The organism is Paraburkholderia sp. J12 (genome assembly GCF_905220215.1).
Taxonomy (GTDB): Bacteria; Pseudomonadota; Gammaproteobacteria; order Burkholderiales; family Burkholderiaceae; genus Paraburkholderia.
The window spans coordinates 550,494-567,993 of sequence record NZ_CAJMZC010000002.1; the positions used below are offsets into that span (position 1 = coordinate 550,494).

The 17,500-nt window shown below is 64.3% G+C and carries 13 protein-coding genes and 2 pseudogenes; 7 read left to right on the plus strand and 8 right to left on the minus strand.

The window, feature by feature from the left end:
• Positions 1-130 precede the first annotated feature (130 nt).
• The 3 genes from gyrB to dnaA all read right to left on the minus strand — a co-directional run bounded on the left by gyrB (position 131) and on the right by dnaA (position 5,677).
• Positions 131-2,602: a DNA topoisomerase (ATP-hydrolyzing) subunit B gene (gene gyrB / locus U5760_RS07515; RefSeq protein ID WP_322010744.1), complete on the minus strand. Its 2,472-nt coding sequence runs from the start codon at positions 2,600-2,602 to the stop codon at positions 131-133.
• A 114-nt stretch (positions 2,603-2,716) separates the two neighbouring features.
• The gene (gene dnaN, locus U5760_RS07520; RefSeq protein ID WP_322010746.1) at positions 2,717-3,820 is read right to left on the minus strand and encodes a DNA polymerase III subunit beta; all 1,104 of its coding nucleotides are present in this window, start codon (positions 3,818-3,820) and stop codon (positions 2,717-2,719) included.
• A gap of 267 nt (positions 3,821-4,087) precedes the next feature.
• The gene (gene dnaA / locus U5760_RS07525; protein ID WP_322010747.1) at positions 4,088-5,677 is read right to left on the minus strand and encodes a chromosomal replication initiator protein DnaA; all 1,590 of its coding nucleotides are present in this window, start codon (positions 5,675-5,677) and stop codon (positions 4,088-4,090) included.
• Positions 5,678-6,082: 405 nt separating this feature from the next.
• On the opposite strand from dnaA, the gene rpmH reads away from it, so the two are divergent.
• The 4 genes from rpmH (at position 6,083) to yidC (ending at position 8,838) form a co-directional block, all read left to right on the plus strand.
• Positions 6,083-6,217, plus strand: a complete 135-nt coding sequence (gene rpmH / locus U5760_RS07530; RefSeq protein WP_026120950.1) for a 50S ribosomal protein L34 — start codon at positions 6,083-6,085, stop codon at positions 6,215-6,217.
• 186 nt (positions 6,218-6,403) lie between these two features.
• On the plus strand, positions 6,404-6,823 hold the full coding sequence (gene rnpA, locus U5760_RS07535; RefSeq protein WP_322010748.1) for a ribonuclease P protein component: 420 nt from the start codon (positions 6,404-6,406) through the stop codon (positions 6,821-6,823).
• A 74-nt stretch (positions 6,824-6,897) separates the two neighbouring features.
• Positions 6,898-7,128 (plus strand): membrane protein insertion efficiency factor YidD, encoded by a 231-nt coding sequence (gene yidD, locus U5760_RS07540; RefSeq protein WP_027793133.1) that lies wholly within the window; start codon positions 6,898-6,900, stop codon positions 7,126-7,128.
• A gap of 30 nt (positions 7,129-7,158) precedes the next feature.
• Positions 7,159-8,838: a membrane protein insertase YidC gene (gene yidC / locus U5760_RS07545; RefSeq protein ID WP_322010749.1), complete on the plus strand. Its 1,680-nt coding sequence runs from the start codon at positions 7,159-7,161 to the stop codon at positions 8,836-8,838.
• A 98-nt stretch (positions 8,839-8,936) separates the two neighbouring features.
• Here the strand turns inward: yidC and U5760_RS07550 are convergent, their stop codons facing one another.
• On the minus strand, positions 8,937-9,356 hold the full coding sequence (locus U5760_RS07550) for a transcriptional regulator (protein ID WP_322010751.1): 420 nt from the start codon (positions 9,354-9,356) through the stop codon (positions 8,937-8,939).
• Positions 9,357-9,676: 320 nt separating this feature from the next.
• Here U5760_RS07550 and mnmE point away from each other — a divergent pair, with 320 nt between their 5' ends.
• Entirely contained in the window at positions 9,677-11,077 is a 1,401-nt protein-coding gene (gene mnmE, locus U5760_RS07555; protein ID WP_322010753.1) for a tRNA uridine-5-carboxymethylaminomethyl(34) synthesis GTPase MnmE, read from the plus strand.
• A gap of 351 nt (positions 11,078-11,428) precedes the next feature.
• On the opposite strand, the pseudogene U5760_RS07560 reads toward mnmE, so the two are convergent.
• The 3 genes and pseudogenes from U5760_RS07560 to U5760_RS07570 all read right to left on the minus strand — a co-directional run.
• A pseudogene (locus tag U5760_RS07560) lies at positions 11,429-11,579 on the minus strand (IS5/IS1182 family transposase); the annotation flags it as partial.
• An 8-nt stretch (positions 11,580-11,587) separates the two neighbouring features.
• A complete protein-coding gene (locus U5760_RS07565) occupies positions 11,588-12,553 on the minus strand; it encodes a LysR substrate-binding domain-containing protein (RefSeq protein WP_322010754.1) in 966 nt (321 codons plus the stop codon).
• Between the two features lie 122 nt (positions 12,554-12,675).
• Positions 12,676-12,912 (minus strand): annotated as a pseudogene (locus U5760_RS07570) (isocitrate/isopropylmalate family dehydrogenase); the annotation flags it as partial.
• A 438-nt stretch (positions 12,913-13,350) separates the two neighbouring features.
• On the opposite strand from U5760_RS07570, the gene U5760_RS07575 reads away from it, so the two are divergent.
• Together U5760_RS07575 and U5760_RS07580 are read left to right on the plus strand one after the other, a co-directional pair.
• Entirely contained in the window at positions 13,351-14,754 is a 1,404-nt protein-coding gene (locus U5760_RS07575) for an aspartate aminotransferase family protein (protein WP_322010756.1), read from the plus strand.
• A 52-nt stretch (positions 14,755-14,806) separates the two neighbouring features.
• Positions 14,807-16,279: an NAD-dependent succinate-semialdehyde dehydrogenase gene (locus U5760_RS07580; protein ID WP_322010757.1), complete on the plus strand. Its 1,473-nt coding sequence runs from the start codon at positions 14,807-14,809 to the stop codon at positions 16,277-16,279.
• Positions 16,280-16,387: 108 nt separating this feature from the next.
• Here U5760_RS07580 and proX read toward each other — a convergent pair whose 3' ends face one another.
• Positions 16,388-17,416: a glycine betaine/L-proline ABC transporter substrate-binding protein ProX gene (gene proX, locus U5760_RS07585; protein WP_322010758.1), complete on the minus strand. Its 1,029-nt coding sequence runs from the start codon at positions 17,414-17,416 to the stop codon at positions 16,388-16,390.
• Positions 17,417-17,500: the final 84 nt, after the last annotated feature.

The following is a 17,500-nucleotide window of genomic DNA, read 5'->3' on the forward strand; positions in this document are numbered from 1 at the left end:
TAGAAGTATCTCCTCGAAACGTTTCCGAGGTGGTGTCCGTCGAAGCATTCCTCGCAAATCCGGACCACAATAAAAAAGACCCATAAGCTTTTCGGCTTATGGGTCCGCACTTCTCAGACGATGAGGCTATTCAAACATCAATATTCCCCGCCCGCAGCGCATTGCTCTCGATAAACGCGCGCCGCGGCTCAACATCATCGCCCATCAGCGTCGTGAAGATGCCATCCGCGGCAATCGCGTCTTCGATCTGCACGCGCAGCAAGCGACGCACCGCCGGATCCATGGTCGTTTCCCAAAGCTGCCCGGGATTCATCTCGCCAAGCCCCTTGTAGCGCTGCTTGGAAACATTGCGCTCGGCATCGGCAATGAGCCACTTCATCGCACTCTTGAAGTCGTTCACCGCCATGCTGCGCTCACCGCGCTTGATCACAGCCCCCTTGCCGATCAAACCCTTGAACGTATTGGCCGTATTCACGAGCTGCTGATAATCGGCGGTAAGCTGGAACTCTTCGTCGATCACCGAAACCTTCACGTTGCCGTGATGGCGCCGCTCCACGCGCAGCGAACGTTGCTCGCGCACCGGGTCGTACATCGGCACGACCGATACTTCGGGCTTCAAAGGATCGTCGCGCAGCTGCGCTTCCAGCGCGCGGGCCGAAACCTCGGTCGATTCTTCGCTCGACAGGTCGATCGACACACCGTCCATGATCGCCTCGAGCGCGCGCTCGTCGTACAGACGGCTCAGGCGATCCACCACGCCGCGCGCGAGCTGGTACGAGCGCGCGAGTTCGCCGAGCGCGTCGCCGGCGATCGGCGTCCCGCCTTCGGTCGGCACGAGTTCCGAGCCCTGCAGCGCGAGGCGCAGCATGTGCGCGTTCAGGTCGGAGTCGTCCTTGAGATAGCGCTCGTCCTTGCCCGCCTTCAGCTTGTAGAGCGGCGGCTGCGCGATGTACACGTAACCGCGCTCGATCATCTCCGGCATCTGGCGATAGAAGAACGTGAGCAGCAGCGTGCGGATGTGCGCGCCGTCCACGTCCGCGTCGGTCATGATGATGATGCGGTGGTAGCGCAGCTTCTCGAGGTTGTAGTCGTCCTTGCCGATGCCGCAGCCGAGCGCCGTAATCAGCGTGACGATCTGCTCGGAGGACAGCAGCTTGTCGTAGCGCGCCTTCTCGACGTTGAGCACCTTGCCGCGCAGCGGCAGGATTGCCTGGAACTTGCGGTCGCGGCCCTGCTTGGCCGAGCCGCCTGCCGAGTCGCCCTCCACGATGTAGATTTCCGACTTCGCCGGGTCCTTCTCCTGGCAGTCCGCGAGCTTGCCGGGCAGGCCCACGCCGTCCAGCACGCCCTTGCGGCGCGTCATTTCGCGCGCCTTGCGCGCGGCGTCGCGCGCACGCGCCGCATCGACGATCTTGCCGCAGATGGTCTTCGCGTCGTTCGGCGTTTCCAGCAGGAATTCTTCGAGCGCCTTTGCCACGACTTCTTCCACCGGCGCGCGCACTTCCGAGGACACCAGCTTGTCCTTGGTCTGCGAGCTGAACTTCGGCTCCGGCACCTTCACGGAGAGCACGCACGAAAGGCCTTCGCGCATGTCGTCGCCCGAGGTTTCGACCTTGGCCTTCCTGGCGATCTCGTTGTCGGCGATGTACTTGTTGATCACGCGCGTCATCGCCGCGCGCAGGCCGGTCAGGTGAGTGCCGCCGTCGCGCTGCGGAATGTTGTTCGTGAAGCACAGCACGCTTTCGTTGTAGCTGTCGTTCCACTGCATGGCCACTTCCACGCCCACGCCGTCCTTCTCGCTCTGCACGTAGAAGATGTTCGGGTGCAGCACCTGCTTTTGCTTGTTGATGTACTCGACAAAACCCTTCACGCCGCCCGCGAACGCGAAGTCGTCTTCCTTGCCCGTGCGCTGGTCGGTGAGGCGAATGCGCACGCCGTTGTTCAGGAACGAGAGTTCGCGGATGCGTTTCGCGAGAATGTCGTAGTGGTACTCCACGCTGCCGAAGATCGTTTCGTCGGCCATGAAGTGCACTTCGGTGCCGCGGTTTTCGGTGTCGCCCAGCAGTTGCATCGGCGAGACCGCAACGCCGTCGCGCTCCTCGAGCACGCGGTTCTGCGGCACGCCGCGGTGGAATTCCATGAAGTGCTTCTTGCCGTCGCGGCGCACCGTGAGGCGCAGAAAGCTCGACAGTGCGTTCACGCACGACACGCCCACGCCGTGCAGGCCGCCCGAGACCTTGTAGCTGTTCTGGTCGAACTTGCCGCCTGCGTGCAGCTCGGTCATCACGATTTCGGCGGCGCTGCGCTTCGGATCGTGCTTGTCGTCCATCTTCACGTCCGTGGGAATGCCGCGGCCGTTGTCGGTGACGGAGATCGAGTTGTCCGCGTGAATCACGACGTGGATGTCGTTGCAGTAGCCTGCGAGCGCTTCGTCGATGGAGTTGTCCAGCACTTCGAAGACGAGATGGTGCAGACCGGTGCCGTCCGACGTGTCGCCGATATACATCCCGGGCCGCTTGCGCACGGCCTCCAGACCTTCGAGGATCTGGATCGACGATGCGCCGTAGCTGTTGTCGGGTTGCGAGTTGTTCGTATCAGTCATGGAATTTTTCCGGTTCTGCTGTACTGCCAGCGTTACTGCTCGGTGCTTTTCGAAAAGCCATAAAAACGCCAAAGGGGCGCTGCGCCCCCTGGAGTTCTTCTTCTGTCGCGCTTTTTAAATGCGCATTGGCATCACCACGTATTTGAATTCCTCGTTCTCGGGAATCGTGATGAGCGCGCTGGAGCTGGCGTCGCCGAGGCTCACCTCCAGCGTGTCGACCTTCAGGTTCGCGAGTACGTCGAGCAGATACGTGACGTTGAACCCGATGTCGATGGTGTCGCCCTGGTAGGCGATTTCCAGTTCTTCCTGAGCCTCTTCCTGGTCCGCGTTCGTGGACATGATCTTGAGCTGGCCCGGCTCGATGATGCAGCGCACGCCCTTGAACTTGTCCGACGTGAGAATGGCCGCGCGCTGAAGCGAGCGCTGCAGTTCTTCGCGGCCGATCTGGAAGGTGTTCTTGTGCGCCTTCGGGATCACGCGCTGGAAGTCGGGGAACTTGCCTTCCACGAGCTTCGAGACGAGTTCGACCTGGCCGAAGGTGAACTTCACCTGGGTCGAGCCGATGTCGATCTTCAGCACGTCGTCGATGTCTTCCAGCAGGCGCTGGAGCTCGAGGATCGTCTTGCGCGGGATGATGACTTCCTGGCGCGCGAACGAGCCTTCGATCTTCATCGACGAGAACGCGAGACGGTGGCCGTCGGTGGCGACCGCCATGAGCTGGTCGCCGTCCACGACGAGCAGCATGCCGTTCAGGTAATAGCGGATGTCCTGCTGCGCCATGGCGAAATACACCATGCCGAGCAGTTGCCGGAAGGTCTTTTGCGGAACCGAAAGGTTCGCGCCGAAGTCTTTGGCCTGGGCGACCGTGGGGAATTCGTCGGCGGCGAGGGTCTGGAGCGCGAAACGGCTCTTGCCCGACTGCACCGTGAGGCGCTTGTCCGCGAGCGACAGCGTGACCTGGCCGTCGGGCATCGCGCGCAGGATGTCGAGCAGCTTGCGGGCGGCGACGGTCGTGGCGACCTGGTCGTTACCCACGCCGAAATCGGCGTGGGTGGTGATCTGCAGCTCGAGATCCGTCGAGAGGAACGAAACGTCGGAACCGTTCTTGGTGATCAGCAGATTGGCGAGGATCGGCAACGTGTGGCGGCGTTCGACAATGCCGCTCACCGTTTGCAGCGGCCTGAGGAGGTTATCGCGTTCGGTCTTGACCAGTTGCATAGAGTTCCTTCGTTGAAGTGACGGCCTGCGCACCCCGTCCCGAAACCGCCCCGGCGCCCGCCGTTGCGGTCGCTGTCGCGTCATTCCGGGCAGCCGCCCATGGCACTGGCCGCATCGTGAATTCCGCCCGGAATCACCGGACGGTTAAACCCATATTGTGCCTGAAAACGGCCCGTTTCCCTAAATTGGGGCTGATCCGCGAAATAAACAGGTGGGGCCGCCCAGGTGGGGCCGCGCAGGTGGTCGCCCGCGCGGCCGCTGCGCGCCCTAGCCCTTGAGCGTCTGCTCCAGCACGTGCAGTTCGTGGTTGAGCTGGGCGTCCTTGCTACGCTCGTCCGCGATCTTGCGCACCGCGTGCAGCACGGTCGTGTGGTCGCGCCCGCCAAAGAGTTCGCCGATTTCCGGCAGGCTCTTCTGCGTCAGTTCTTTCGCGAGGTACATGGCGATCTGGCGCGGCCGCGCGATGTTCGCAGGACGCTTCTTCGAATACATGTCGGCGACCTTGATGCTGTAGAAGTCGGCGACCGTTTTCTGGATGTTTTCGACCGAAATCTGGCGGTTCTGCACCGTCAGCAGGTCCTTCAGCGCCTCTTTGGTCAGCTCGATCGAGATCTCGCGGCCGTGGAACTTCGAGTACGCGAGGATCTTGCGCAGCGCGCCTTCCAGCTCGCGCACGTTCGAGCGCAGGTGCTTGGCGACGAAAAACGCCACGTCTTCGTTCAGGCTCACGCCTTCGGACTGGGCCTTGCGCATCAGGATCGCCACGCGCATTTCCAGCTCGGGCGGCTCGATCGCCACGGTCAGGCCGGAGTCGAAGCGCGAGATCAGGCGGTCGTCGATACCCGAGATTTCCTTCGGGTACGTATCGCTCGTGATGATCACCTGCGCCTTGTTGGCGACCAGCGCCTCGAACGCGTAGAAAAACTCTTCCTGCGTGCGCGACTTGCCCGAGAAGAACTGGATATCGTCGATCAGCAGCAGGTCGAGCGAGTGGTAGTAGCGCTTGAAGTCGTCGAACGCCTTGCGCTGGTAGGCCTTCACCACGTCGGAGACGTACTGCTCCGCGTGGATGTAGCGGATCCGCGCGTTGGCCTTGTCCAGCAGCAGCTGGTTGCCGATCGCGTGGATCAGGTGGGTCTTGCCGAGGCCCACGCCGCCGTACAGGAACAGCGGGTTGTACGAGATGCCGGGGTTGTCGGCCACCTGGATGGCCGCCGCGCGGGCGAGCTGGTTCGCCTTGCCGGTCACGAAGTTGTCGAACGTGAGCACCGGGTTCAGCTTCGAGCGTTCGTAGGTCGGGTCGGCTTCGTTGCTCGACGCGGCCGCCGCTGCGCCCTGGCCCGGGCGCCACGTGCGGCGGCCGGCGGCGGCTTCGTTGGCGTCGAGGCTCGGCAGATCGAGGTCGGCGGCGTCGCTGTCGGCCGCACTGGCGCGGGCGGCCTGGGCCGCGGACGCGGCAGCTTGCGCTGCGCCGGAAAAGCCGGCGGCAAGGCTCGCTGCGAGACTGGCCGGGGCGGAAGCGGCCGCCAGCGGTTCGGCGCCTCCTGCGTGCGGGGCGTGGGGGGCCAGCGGCGCGCGCGGCGCGGCGGCTGCGGGCGCGCGCAGGCCGGCCTTCGGGTCGAGGACGAACTGGACGTCGATTGGAGCCTGCCAGAAGTCGCGCGCCAGATCGGAGATCCGGCCCGAAAACTGGCTTTTGACCCAGTCGAGCTTGAAACGGTTGGGAGCGGCGATCTGTAGCGTGTTCGCCGCTGCGTCGAAGGCAACCGGGGCCAACGGTTTAATCCACGTCACGTACTGCTGGGGCGTTAGCTCACGCTCCAGCAGTGCGGAACAGTGTTGCCAGAAATCGTTCATCGAGTTGCTGTGTTCGTTTTGTCTGCATGGATTGCCGTCGCGCCGCTCTTGCTGCACCGGGCTGGGTGCGGCGAGGCCCTGACGGCCGACGACAAATGCTCCGGAAGCCCGCGCGGCAAGGGTTTTGCGGCTGGCAGGCTGGCCGGAGAGGCATGCAGGATTCTTGGGATAGGCGAGATTCTAACGCCGAAATTGCCCGTCCAGGAAGTTATCCACAGGGACGGATCATCGCGGCGAGCGGTGCGCCGCCAGGACCTGTCCCCACGTTTGAGCGTCCTAACCTGTTGACGGCTAACAAAAAACCGGCTTAAATAGCGGGTTCCGCGAAAACCAATCCCTAGTACCACCGGCCATTGCTTTTTTCCGCGATGCTCGCCGCGGTCAAACTCAACAAGTGAGAGCAACATGAAACGTACTTTCCAACCTTCCGTTACCCGTCGCAAGCGCACCCACGGTTTCCGCGTCCGCATGAAGACCGCCGGTGGCCGCAAAGTGATCAACGCACGCCGTGCGAAGGGTCGCAAGCGCCTCGCCGTCTAAGTCGGGCACCCGCGGTTGGGTCGTTCGGATCGTTCCGGCCGTTCCGGTCAGGCAGGCGCGAGCGTGGCATCGCCATCCGCCGTGCTGCCCGCAGTGCCGCGCGCGCTCGTAGCCAGTGCGGATTTCAGTGCAGGCGCGGCGCACGCCGCGACGATTTCGGACCGAACCGGGGACGATCGGCACAGCATGTCGTTACGAACGCAAGCCGCTTTCCCGAAAGCCGCAAGGCTACTGAAAACGGATGAGTTCTCATCCGTTTTTCGTTTGCGCCCGTGGCGCCGCTCGACGCACTTCGTGATGTACGGGCGGCCGACCGGCGGCGCCGCGCGGCTCGGGCTCGTGATCGGCAAGAAGTACGCGCCGCGCGCGGTCACGCGCAATCTCGTGCGCCGTATCGCGCGCGAGGCGTTTCGGGTGCGCCGCGAGCAGTTCGAAGGCTTCGACCTGCTGCTGCGCCTGCATACGAAGTTCGACCGCAAGGCGCTGCCGGGCGCCTCGTCGCCGCCGCTGAAGGCGCTGTGCCGCGACGAGATCGAGATGCTGCTCGGCAAGGCGGCGCGCGAAGTCGCCCGCCGCGGCGCTACGCCGCAGTCAGAGACGACATAAGCCAGGCATAAGCCGCGCTCACGGGCGCGGTCCGACGTTAGTCTTCCAGAGCGGTGCAGTCCGGCCGCCACGCCATGCAAACGGTACTGATCGCATTACTGCGCTTCTACAAGCTGGCTGTGAGCCCCCTGCTCGGCAGCCGCTGCCGTTTTTATCCCTCCTGTTCGGATTACGCACGCGAGGCAATCCAGTATCATGGCGCCGCGCGCGGGACTTACCTCGCCGCGCGGCGGCTGTGCCGCTGCCACCCGTTTAGTGCGGGCGGCTTCGATCCGGTCCCGCCTGTCACCCCGAACAAGCGCTGATGCGCCACTCCATCGACACTGAGACAACGCATGGATATCAAACGCACCGTCCTATGGGTCATCTTCTTCGTGTCAGCGGTCATGCTGTACGACAACTGGCAACGCGACCACGGACGCCCGTCGATGTTCTTCCCGAGCGCGACGCAAACGCAGGGCGCCGCCAGCGCGCCGCCTGAAGCCGGCACCACCGGCGCCTCGGGCGCCGCTTCCGACCTGCCGGCCGCGGCCGCCGGCCAGGCGCCGGCGGGCACCGCCCAGCCGGCCGAAGCCGCGGCCCAGCTCGTGCACTTCCGCACCGACGTGTACGAGGGCGATATCGACACGCGCGGCGGCACGCTCGTGAAGCTCTCGCTCGTGAAGGAAACCGACGGCAAGCAGCCCGGCGAGTACCTGACGCTCTTCGATCACACGAAGGACCACACCTACCTCGCGCGCACGGGTCTGCTCGGCGGCGACTTCCCGAACCACACCGACGTGTTCACGCCGGTGGCCGGCCCGCGCGACCTGACGGGCGACGCCAGCACGCTCCAGATCAGCCTCGATTCGCCCGAAAAGGGCGGCGTGAAGGTCACGAAGACCTACACGTTCACGAAGGGCAGCTACGTGATCGGCGTGGATACGAAGGTGCAGAACGTGGGCACGACCCCGGTGTCGCCCACGCTCTACATGGAGCTCGTGCGCGACAGCCAGCCGGTGGAAACGCCGCGCTTCTCGCACACCTTCATCGGACCGGCGGTGTACTCGAACGAGCACCACTTCCAGAAGATCACCTTCAGCGACATCGACAAGAACAAGGCGGACTACGTAAGCCAGGCCGACAACGGCTGGATCGCGATGGTGCAGCACTACTTCGCGACGGCGTGGATCCCGCAGCAGGGTGTCAAGCGTGACATCTACGTCGAGAAGTTCGACAACGACCTCTACCGCGTGGGCGTGAAGCAGCCGCTCGGCGCGATCGCGCCGGGTGCGACCGACAACATCGAAGCCCGCCTCTTCGCCGGTCCGGAAGAAGAGCGCATGCTCGAAGGCGTCGCGCCGGGTCTGGAGCTCGTGAAGGACTACGGCTGGGTCACGATCATCGCCAAGCCGCTCTTCTGGCTGCTCGAGAAGATCCACAGCTACGTGGGCAACTGGGGCTGGGCGATCGTGCTGCTCACGCTGCTCATCAAGGCCGTGTTCTTCCCGCTCTCCGCCGCCAGCTACAAGTCGATGGCGCGCATGAAGGAAATCACGCCGCGCATGCAGGCGCTACGCGAGCGCTTCAAGAGCGACCCGCAGAAGATGAACGCCGCGCTCATGGAGCTTTACAAGACGGAGAAGGTGAACCCGTTCGGCGGCTGTCTGCCGGTGGTGATCCAGATTCCGGTGTTCATCTCGCTCTACTGGGTGCTGCTCTCGTCCGTGGAAATGCGCGGCGCGCCGTGGATTCTCTGGATTCACGACCTCTCGCAGCAAGACCCGTACTTCATCCTGCCGGTGCTGATGGCCGTCTCGATGTTCGTGCAGACGAAGCTCAACCCGACGCCGCCGGACCCCGTGCAGGCCAAGATGATGATGTTCATGCCGATCGCGTTCTCGGTCATGTTCTTCTTCTTCCCGGCGGGCCTCGTGCTGTACTACGTCGTGAACAACGTGCTCTCGATCGCGCAGCAGTACTACATCACGCGCATGATGGGCAAGGGCAAGAAGCAGGAGAAGGCCGCCAGCTGAAGCGCGTAGCGCTTCCCGCAGCCTCACCGCAAAAAAAGCCGCCCGGCGTCGAGCCGGGCGGCTTTTTTGTTATGGCGACGATGCCATACTGATGGCGCTCAGCGGTGCTCGCTATCGCCGTAGAACTCGGCGATGAGCTCCTGAACCAGATAGCGGTGATGCGGACTCAGCGCTTCGATCTTCGAGGCAAGTTCGATGCTCTCCTGCGACAGCGGATATTTCTCGTCGCGGCGCAGCGGCCTCGGCACCGCCGGCGTGCCGCCCGGCGGCGGACCGTAGTGCAGCCAGTGGACGTCGACCTTGAACCATTCGGCCAGGGTGCGCAGCTTGTCGTCGGTGGGAATGGTGCGGCCGCTCATCCACTTGTGCGCGGTCTGCGGCGAAACCGGATGCTCGCCGTGATGGCGCAGGTTGAAGTGCAAGGCCAGATCGGTGGCGCCCTGCGGCTTTTCCGGTGCGCGCTTCATCGCGAACCTGAGACGTTCGGAAAAGGCGGCTTTTTCTTCGGGGGTTGGCATGACCGGGATTGTGCAATCGGCTTTCGACGAAGAAGACAACCGTTCACGCCATATTTAGCTTGTATAAGATGAAAATGACGCGATCCACCAATCCGGATGATGCCTCTCTTCATGACTGAAACCCTTGCTCTTCAGACGATCTGACAGATTTCGGCCTATTTTTTCGCCGAATTCTGACAGGCATCAACAAGACCAGTCTTAGCTAATTCAAGATAGATACGGAATCGTCTCAGCGCGCGGCAATGAAAAACGCCGCTGCGCGCCGCGATACAATTCCACGCACTTTGCGCCGGCCACCCTCCTCTACTTTCCCGTCCGCCATGCTCGCTACCGACTCCGATCCCATCGTCGCCATTGCCACTGCGCCCGGACGCGGGGGGATCGGCGTCGTGCGCGTCTCGGCGGGCCGTGCCGGCGCGGCGGGTGCGCAAGCGCTGATGCAGGCCCTGACCGGCCAGACCCTCGCCGCCCGCCACGCGAGCTACGTGCCGTTCCTCGACGGCAACGGCGAGGCGCTCGACCGCGGCATCGCGCTGTACTTCCCGGCGCCGCACTCCTACACGGGCGAGCACGTGGTCGAGCTGCAGGGTCACGGCGGCCCGATCGTGCTGCAACTCGTCCTGCAGCGCTGCATCGACGCGGGACGCGCATTCGGCCTGCGTCTGGCCGAGCCCGGCGAATTCACGCGGCGCGCGTTCCTCAACGACAAGCTCGACCTCGCGCAGGCGGAAGCCGTGGCCGACCTGATCGAAGCCAGCACCGAGGCGGCCGTGCGCTCCGCGGGCCGCTCGCTCGAAGGCGCGTTCTCGCGCGATATCCACGCGCTCGTGGACGACGTGGTGACGCTGCGCATGCTCGTGGAGGCCACGCTCGACTTCCCTGAAGAAGAGATCGACTTTCTCGAAGCCGCGGACGCGCGCGGCAAGCTCACGCACATCCGCGCGCAGCTCGATCACGTGCTCGCCGAGGCGCGGCAAGGGGCGCTGCTGCGCGAAGGGTTATCGGTCGTGCTCGCGGGGCAGCCGAACGTCGGCAAGTCGTCGCTGCTGAATGCGCTGGCCGGCGCGGAGCTCGCGATCGTCACGCCGGTGGCCGGCACCACGCGCGACAAGATTTCGCAGACGATCCAGATCGAAGGCATTCCGCTGCACGTGATCGACACGGCGGGCCTGCGCGACACCGAAGACGAAGTCGAGAAGATCGGCATCGAGCGGACGTGGAGCGAGATCGGGCGCGCCGATGTGGTGCTGCATCTGCTCGACGCACGCACGGGCATGAGCGCGGACGACGAAGCCATTGCGGCCCGCTTTCCGGCTGGGGTGCCGGTGGTGCGCGTGCTCAACAAGACCGATCTGACGGGTGCGGCGCCTGCTGCGTCCACGCTCGAACTCACGGATGGCGGCGAGTTGCGCGAGGTGCGGCTTTCGGCGAAACAGGGCGACGGCATTGCGCTGCTGCGCGCGGAACTGCTGCGCATTGCAGGCTGGCAGGCCGACGCGCAGAGCGTGTACCTCGCGCGCGAGCGTCACCTGATTGCGCTGCGCGCCGCGCGCGAGCATCTCGCGCAGGCCGCGGCGCATGCGGAGCAGAACGCGCAGTCGCTCGACCTCTTTGCCGAGGAACTGCGGCTTGCGCAGGAATCGCTCAATTCGATTACCGGCGAGTTCACTTCGGACGATTTGTTGGGGGTGATTTTTAGCCGGTTTTGTATCGGGAAGTAATTATTGATCGAATGCTTTCCCAAACCGTCTAACGATCTTTGTACCAAAAATTCCCAAAACCGTCGTCTCCCTGACTGATACCCGTATCAAAGCCCCGAAGCCGAAGAGCGCTCGCTATCCCTTGTCGGCCGGGCGCTTTTCCCGCGCGTATTGATGGGCAAACTCGACAATCGGGCGGAATTTTTTGAGGCGCTTATTCGCGCTCAGCGTTGCCTGCAACCGCTTGGTATCCCCCACCGTCGGACCACCATGACCACTCCCTGGCCATCTTTGACCCACTGCACGGCGGTCAGTCTGAACGCCGCCGTGTACGCCCGTTTCAGCACCTTGAACATGATCCGTTTTTAAAAATCAGGAATGCAAAATGCTTCGTAGCAGCAGGCTTCCCTCCGCGATATAGCTCACGGCTTCGGACACGTCGGTGCGTTGCCCGTAGTCGCGGACTAACCGGCGCCAACGGATCATCCCCAAAGTTGCGCTCCACAACCCAGCGTCGGGCTGCATAACCGCTCAGCCGCGCTCATTCTCACTGCCGTTCGTCGGCACGAAAATCCCGATGCGCGAGAACGCTTCTTCCAGATGATTCACGCATACGCGCACCTTTGCCGATTGTGCGAGTCTCGCCGGATATACAGCCCAGATATTGGCTGACTGCGTGACGTCAGGCAGCACGCGCTGCAAGCGCCCGCTCTCCAGCAGGGGGCCGGCGTCCCACAGCGAACGCAGCACAATGCCGCGCCCAGCGAGTGCCCACTGCACAGCCACTTCGCCGTTATTGGTGGAGAGCGGCCCGGCCACCTTTACCGAAGCCGCTTCGCCGCGCACGTCCAGACGCCATATGCCGAACGGATGGTCGCGCTCCTTGATCGCGAGGCACGCGTGCTTCGCAAGATCCGCGACCGTCTTTGGCGTCCCGTGTCGCTCGAGATAGGCGGGCGCGGCGCATAGCACGCGATAGTTCCTGGCAAGACACCGGGCAATCAGATGGCCGGCTATCTCGTCGCCGATACGCACGTCGAGATCAAAGCCCTCACCTGCCACATCGACGAGGTGATCGAACAGTTCGAGCTGCACACTCAGTTGCGGATAACGCTCGGACAAGCCAGCAAGCGCGGGCGCGACAAAGTTGCGGCCAAAACCGAAGCTGCTCGACACGCGCAGCGTGCCGCGCGGGATGCGCCGCGTGACGGAGACATCTTCCACCAGCCGCTCTACGTCTTCAAGAATCCTGGCTGCCGATGCATAAACGCGCTCGCCCGCCTCAGTCATCGCGACGCGCCGCGTCGACCGGTGCAACAGCCGCGTGCCGAGGCGCTCCTCGAGCACGCTTACGCGCTTGCTCACGTATGCCGGCGAAGCCGAAATCGCTTTAGCCGCTGCGCTGAAGCTCGCTTTGTGTGCAACGATGCAGAACACGCGTAGGTCGTCGAGTTCTGGCGAAGCCGTGGCTTTCGGCGCTTTGGGTGATACTGCCATTTTCGTCATAGCGCGGCCGCGATCGCTTCACCTGCCGCGCCCGTATTCGCCGTGCCAACCCTGCCCGGCGTGCGCGGCCCTTTCACGAGCACCGGCCCGATCGCACGCATGATCGCGTCGTGGGCCGCCGCGAACTTCTTGCGCGCTCGCGTGCCGGTCAGCTCGAACGCATACTTGAGAATGCGGTCCACGCCGTCGCTCCTGAACACCGACTTCCGCAGCACGAACTCGCGCTCCATGCCCTCGAACATCTTGCCACCCACCGAACTGTACTTGCCCTCGGCGTTTTCGCGCACGACGAGGAAGTCGACGTCGCCGGGCTTGCGGTTCGCCAGCGAACCCGGCACGCCGGGCATGACGTCTTGGCCAATGCCGTCGCCCGGAATGGTGGCGATCCTGAATGTCCGGCTCATGTCCGAGTTCTCCCTTTCCTTGCTGTTACTCGATCGGGGCATAGTCTGTGCCTGGGATTGTCTCCAGCTTGCCCCAAAGCACAGCGCTAGCCCGCCTTGCCGATGTAAATACACTCAACACGAAATGTGAATAATCGTACACCGGGCCACCGCAGGAGGAAAACGCCACGCATCTTCAGATCAAGCAGCCGATCCCTTCACAATGCCGTTGATTGCGGCGCGATGCCGCCGTGAGGGAGCAGCCCTCGTCTTCGATGATAAAGCGGCATTTTCTTGCTTGCTTTCCATGGAAGACCTGCGCCGGGCCGGGAGATAGATTGCTGTTTGGCACGTACACGGCCCGGCCGTGGCGGACCGCCATCCGTTTCCCTATCGAGGTCCCTCATGCAAAAGGACATCCTGGTCCAGGCCGACCGCCGGCATCTGATTCATCCCGTTATTGGCTACCGCGCGCATGAAGCGCGTGGCGTCACGATTCTCGATCACGGACAGGGCGTGTGGCTGTCCGACATCGACGGAAACACATTTCTCGACGCGTTCGCGGGCCTCTGGTGCGTGAATACCGGTTACGGCCAGCAGTCGATCATCGAAGCCGCGACGAAGCAGATGGCGAAGCTGCCCTATGCGACCGGCTATTTCCACTTTGGCTCGGCAAGCGCGATCGAGCTCGCCGAACGGCTCGTGTCGGCCGCTCCGCGCTCGCTCGAACACGTGTATTTCTCGCTGGGCGGCTCCGATGCGGTCGATTCCGCAGTGCGCTTCATTACGCACTACTACAACGCGCTCGGCAAACCCGCGAAGAAACACTTTATCGCGCTCGAGCGCGGCTATCACGGCTCGTCGTCGTTCGGATCGGGATTGACGGCGCTCGCCGCGTTCCATCGCAACTTCGACATGCCGTTGCCTACGCAACATCATATTCCGTCGCCCTATCCGTATCGCAGCGCGACGCCCGACGATCCACAAGCCATCATCGCGGCCTCGGTGGCCGCGCTCGAAGCGAAGGTCCATGCACTCGGCGCCGACCACGTCGCCGCCTTCTTCTGCGAGCCGGTGCAGGGCTCCGGCGGCGTGATCGTGCCGCCGCGCGGCTGGCTCACGGCGATGCGCGAGGCGTGTCGCAGGCTCGATATCCTGTTCGTCGCCGATGAAGTCATTACGGGCTTCGGCCGCACCGGTCCGCTGTTCGCGTGCGAGACCGAAGGCGTGGAACCCGACCTCATGACGGTTGCGAAGGGGCTCACCTCAGGCTACGCGCCAATGGGCGCCGTGCTGATGTCCGACGCGATCTATCAGGCCATCGCCGACGGCGCAGCCGCCGACGTGCCGGTCGGCCATGGTCAGACCTATTCGGCCCATCCGGTCAGCGCGGCGATCGGCCTCGAAGTGATGCGGCTCTATCAGGAGGGCGGACTGCTCGCGAATGGCGTCGAGCGCGCCGTACAGTTCGGTGCCGGGCTCGATGCCCTGGCCGCGCATCCGCTCGTCGGCGACGCGCGTCATCGCGGCCTGCTCGGCGCGCTCGAGCTGGTCGCGAACAAGTCGACGCGGCAACCGTTCGACGCATCGCTCGGACTGCCCAGCCGCATTGCCGAGGCCGCGTGGCGCAACCGCATCGTGTTCCGCGCGTTCGGCGACAACATACTCGGCTTCGCGCCGGCGCTGTGCCTGACCGACACCGAATGCGAGACGCTGCTCGAACGCGTGAAGCAGACGCTCGACGATGTGCTCGAATTGCCCGAGGTGCGCGCCGCGCTGCGTGCCGCCGCCGGGACCGCCCACGCCTGATCCGACGCGCGCGAATCGCCGCGCGCGTGTTCCCCATGGAGAAGCTCATACAATGGCCTTGACGCTCACGCGCGGCGACCTCGTTCGCCCGCACAACCTGATCGACGGTCAATGGCGCCCCGCCGCGAGCGGCGCGCGTTTCGCCGTGACCGATCCGGCAACCGGTGCGCTGCTGGCCGAGGTCGCGAACAGCGACGCGGTCGACGCACGTGCCGCTACCGATGCGGCCGCGGCCGCGCTGCCCGGTTGGCGCGATCGGCTGCCGGCAGAACGCGCCGCGATCCTGCGGCGCTGGCATGCGCTGATCGTCGCGCATACCGACGACCTCGCGAAGCTCATGTCGAACGAGCAGGGTAAGCCGCTCGCCGAGGCCCGCGGAGAGGTCGCCTACGGCGCGTCTTACGTCGCGTGGTTTGCCGATGAGGCGACGCGCGTCTACGGCGACCTGATCCCGGCGCAACAGCGCGGCAAGCGCATGAGCGTCGTGAAGGAACCCGTGGGCGTAGTCGCCGCGATTACGCCGTGGAATTTTCCGCTTGCGATGATCGCGCGCAAGATCGCGCCCGCGCTCGCGGCCGGGTGCACCGTGGTGGCGAAGCCAGCCGAGGACACGCCGCTCACGGCGCTCGCCCTCGCAGCGCTCGCGCAGGAAGCCGGCTTGCCCAACGGCGTGCTGAACCTGATCGCGGCCTCGCGCGAGAACGGTATCGAAGCGGTGGCCGACTGGCTTGCCGACGAACGCGTGCGCAAGATCACGTTCACCGGCTCGACGGCCGTGGGCCGTGTGCTCGCGCGCGAGTCGGCGGCCACGCTCAAGAAGCTCTCGCTCGAGCTCGGCGGCAACGCGCCGTTCATCGTATTCGAGGACGCCGATCTCGACGCGGCGGTCGTGGGCTTGATGGCCGCGAAGTTCCGTAACGGCGGCCAGACCTGTGTGTGCCCGAATCGCGTCTACGTGCAGGCCGGCGTATACGAGCGCTTCGCTGCACTGCTCGCGCGGCGCGTACGCGCGCTGAAAGTTGCGCCCGCAACCGACCCGGATGCGCAGATCGGACCGATGATCAACGCGCGCGCCGTCGACAAGATCGCCCAGCATGTCGAAGACGCGGTGCGCTGCGGCGCACGCGTCCTCGCGGGCGGCGAACGCCTTCTCTCGCTCGGGCCGAACTACTACGCACCGACCGTGCTGGCCGACGCTGCCGTCGGCATGCGTGTCTGTCATGAGGAAACCTTCGGTCCTGTCGCGCCGCTGTTTAGCTTCGACCACGAGGACGAGGTGGTCCGGCTCGCCAACGACACGCCGTTCGGCCTTGCCGCGTACTTCTATACGCAGGATCTGCGTCGCATCGAGCGCGTATCGCGGCGACTCGAAGCCGGCGTGATCGGCGTGAACGAGGGCGCCGTGGCGAGCGAGGCCGCGCCGTTCGGCGGCGTGAAAGCCTCGGGTTACGGCCGCGAGGGCTCGAAGTATGGGCTCGACGACTATCTCGTCATCAAGTATCTGTGCCAGGGCGGGCTCGATTGAGCGGAACCCGGGTGTGAGAACGCCATCGCCGGAAGACTGCAAGCTCCGGCGATGGCGTTTTTATCCAGTCGTGGAAGACAGGCCCCGACAGAACGCCGGGGCCGAGACTCAGTGCCCTTTTGCGGCGACGCTGACCCACTGGTCGAGCTGGGTCTTGTTGGCCGCGATCCATTCGTTCGCGAGCTTCGTGACGAGCGCGTTCGACCCCCCGTTCTTGCTAATCGCGTATTCCCACGACGACCAGGTCGCAGTCGGGAACTTCATCTGTTCGATCAGCACGCGAATAGCCGGATTGGCCGCGATGAACTGACGGTTCGCGACGGTGCCCCAGTTCCACGAAGCCATCGCCATGCGACACGGATCGGCGCCGCCCGCGCAGCCCTTCACGCCCGGGATCAGCGCCGAGCCCTTGTTGGGCACATTGGGCGGCAGCGCGTCGGCAGGCGTCGGCAGCCAGACCACGTCCTTGCCCGGCACGAGCATGTTGACGGTCCACGACGGGCTCCACGCGTAGAAGAATGCGGGCTTGCCATCGCGCACGCGCGAGACCACGTCCACCATGAGCGCCTCGTACTTGCCGCGAACCGATCGCACGGTACTCTGGAGTCCGAACTTGTCGAGCTGATAATCCACCACGTCACCGCAACTCCAGCCCGGATCGCAGCTGATCAGCTCTGCCTTGCCGTCCTGGCCGAACAGGCCTGCGATTTTCGGATCCTTGAACTGCTCGAGGCTCGTGATGTGGTACTGGTCGGCGGTCTTCTTGTCGATCAGATAACCGTTGATGCCGCCTTCGACGATCATGCCGGTGCCGACGATCTGCGCGTCCTTCTCCACCGCGCGAAAGCCCGGCTCGCGCTGCGGCAGGTTCACGTCGGTTGCGAGATCCTCGTCGCCTTGCGCGGCAGCCTGGAAGAACAGCGTCGTGTTCATCGTCGTGAGCTTCACGTCGTAGCCGAGCATTTTCATGGCCTGCATGACGATCTGCGTGGCGACGTAATTGCCGCCGAAGCTGTCGCCTTGCGCGTAATGCACGGTCTTGCCCTTGCCCGGCGCGTCCTGCGCCGCTGCCGGTAACGCGCCCGTCGCCAGTACGGCGAGCGCCACCGCGGCGCACGCCCTTGCCATCTTTCTCATCGAAACTCCCGCTGTTGTTTCTTCGTGGTCGAAAAGCCCCGCATGGGCACGGAGCGCGTGGTGAGCCGCATGGCATTCTCGCTG

What these genes read in the sequence shown, in the direction of transcription:
- gyrB (WP_322010744.1), bottom strand. Translation starts at nt 2,602, where the DNA reads ATGACTGATACGAACAACTCGCAACCCGACAACAGCTACGGCGCATCG.
- dnaN (WP_322010746.1), bottom strand. Translation starts at nt 3,820, where the DNA reads ATGCAACTGGTCAAGACCGAACGCGATAACCTCCTCAGGCCGCTGCAA.
- dnaA (WP_322010747.1), bottom strand. Translation starts at nt 5,677, where the DNA reads ATGAACGATTTCTGGCAACACTGTTCCGCACTGCTGGAGCGTGAGCTA.
- rpmH (WP_026120950.1), top strand. Translation starts at nt 6,083, where the DNA reads ATGAAACGTACTTTCCAACCTTCCGTTACCCGTCGCAAGCGCACCCAC.
- rnpA (WP_322010748.1), top strand. Translation starts at nt 6,404, where the DNA reads ATGTCGTTACGAACGCAAGCCGCTTTCCCGAAAGCCGCAAGGCTACTG.
- yidD (WP_027793133.1), top strand. Translation starts at nt 6,898, where the DNA reads ATGCAAACGGTACTGATCGCATTACTGCGCTTCTACAAGCTGGCTGTG.
- yidC (WP_322010749.1), top strand. Translation starts at nt 7,159, where the DNA reads ATGGATATCAAACGCACCGTCCTATGGGTCATCTTCTTCGTGTCAGCG.
- U5760_RS07550 (WP_322010751.1), bottom strand. Translation starts at nt 9,356, where the DNA reads ATGCCAACCCCCGAAGAAAAAGCCGCCTTTTCCGAACGTCTCAGGTTC.
- mnmE (WP_322010753.1), top strand. Translation starts at nt 9,677, where the DNA reads ATGCTCGCTACCGACTCCGATCCCATCGTCGCCATTGCCACTGCGCCC.
- U5760_RS07565 (WP_322010754.1), bottom strand. Translation starts at nt 12,553, where the DNA reads ATGGCAGTATCACCCAAAGCGCCGAAAGCCACGGCTTCGCCAGAACTC.
- U5760_RS07575 (WP_322010756.1), top strand. Translation starts at nt 13,351, where the DNA reads ATGCAAAAGGACATCCTGGTCCAGGCCGACCGCCGGCATCTGATTCAT.
- U5760_RS07580 (WP_322010757.1), top strand. Translation starts at nt 14,807, where the DNA reads ATGGCCTTGACGCTCACGCGCGGCGACCTCGTTCGCCCGCACAACCTG.
- proX (WP_322010758.1), bottom strand. Translation starts at nt 17,416, where the DNA reads ATGAGAAAGATGGCAAGGGCGTGCGCCGCGGTGGCGCTCGCCGTACTG.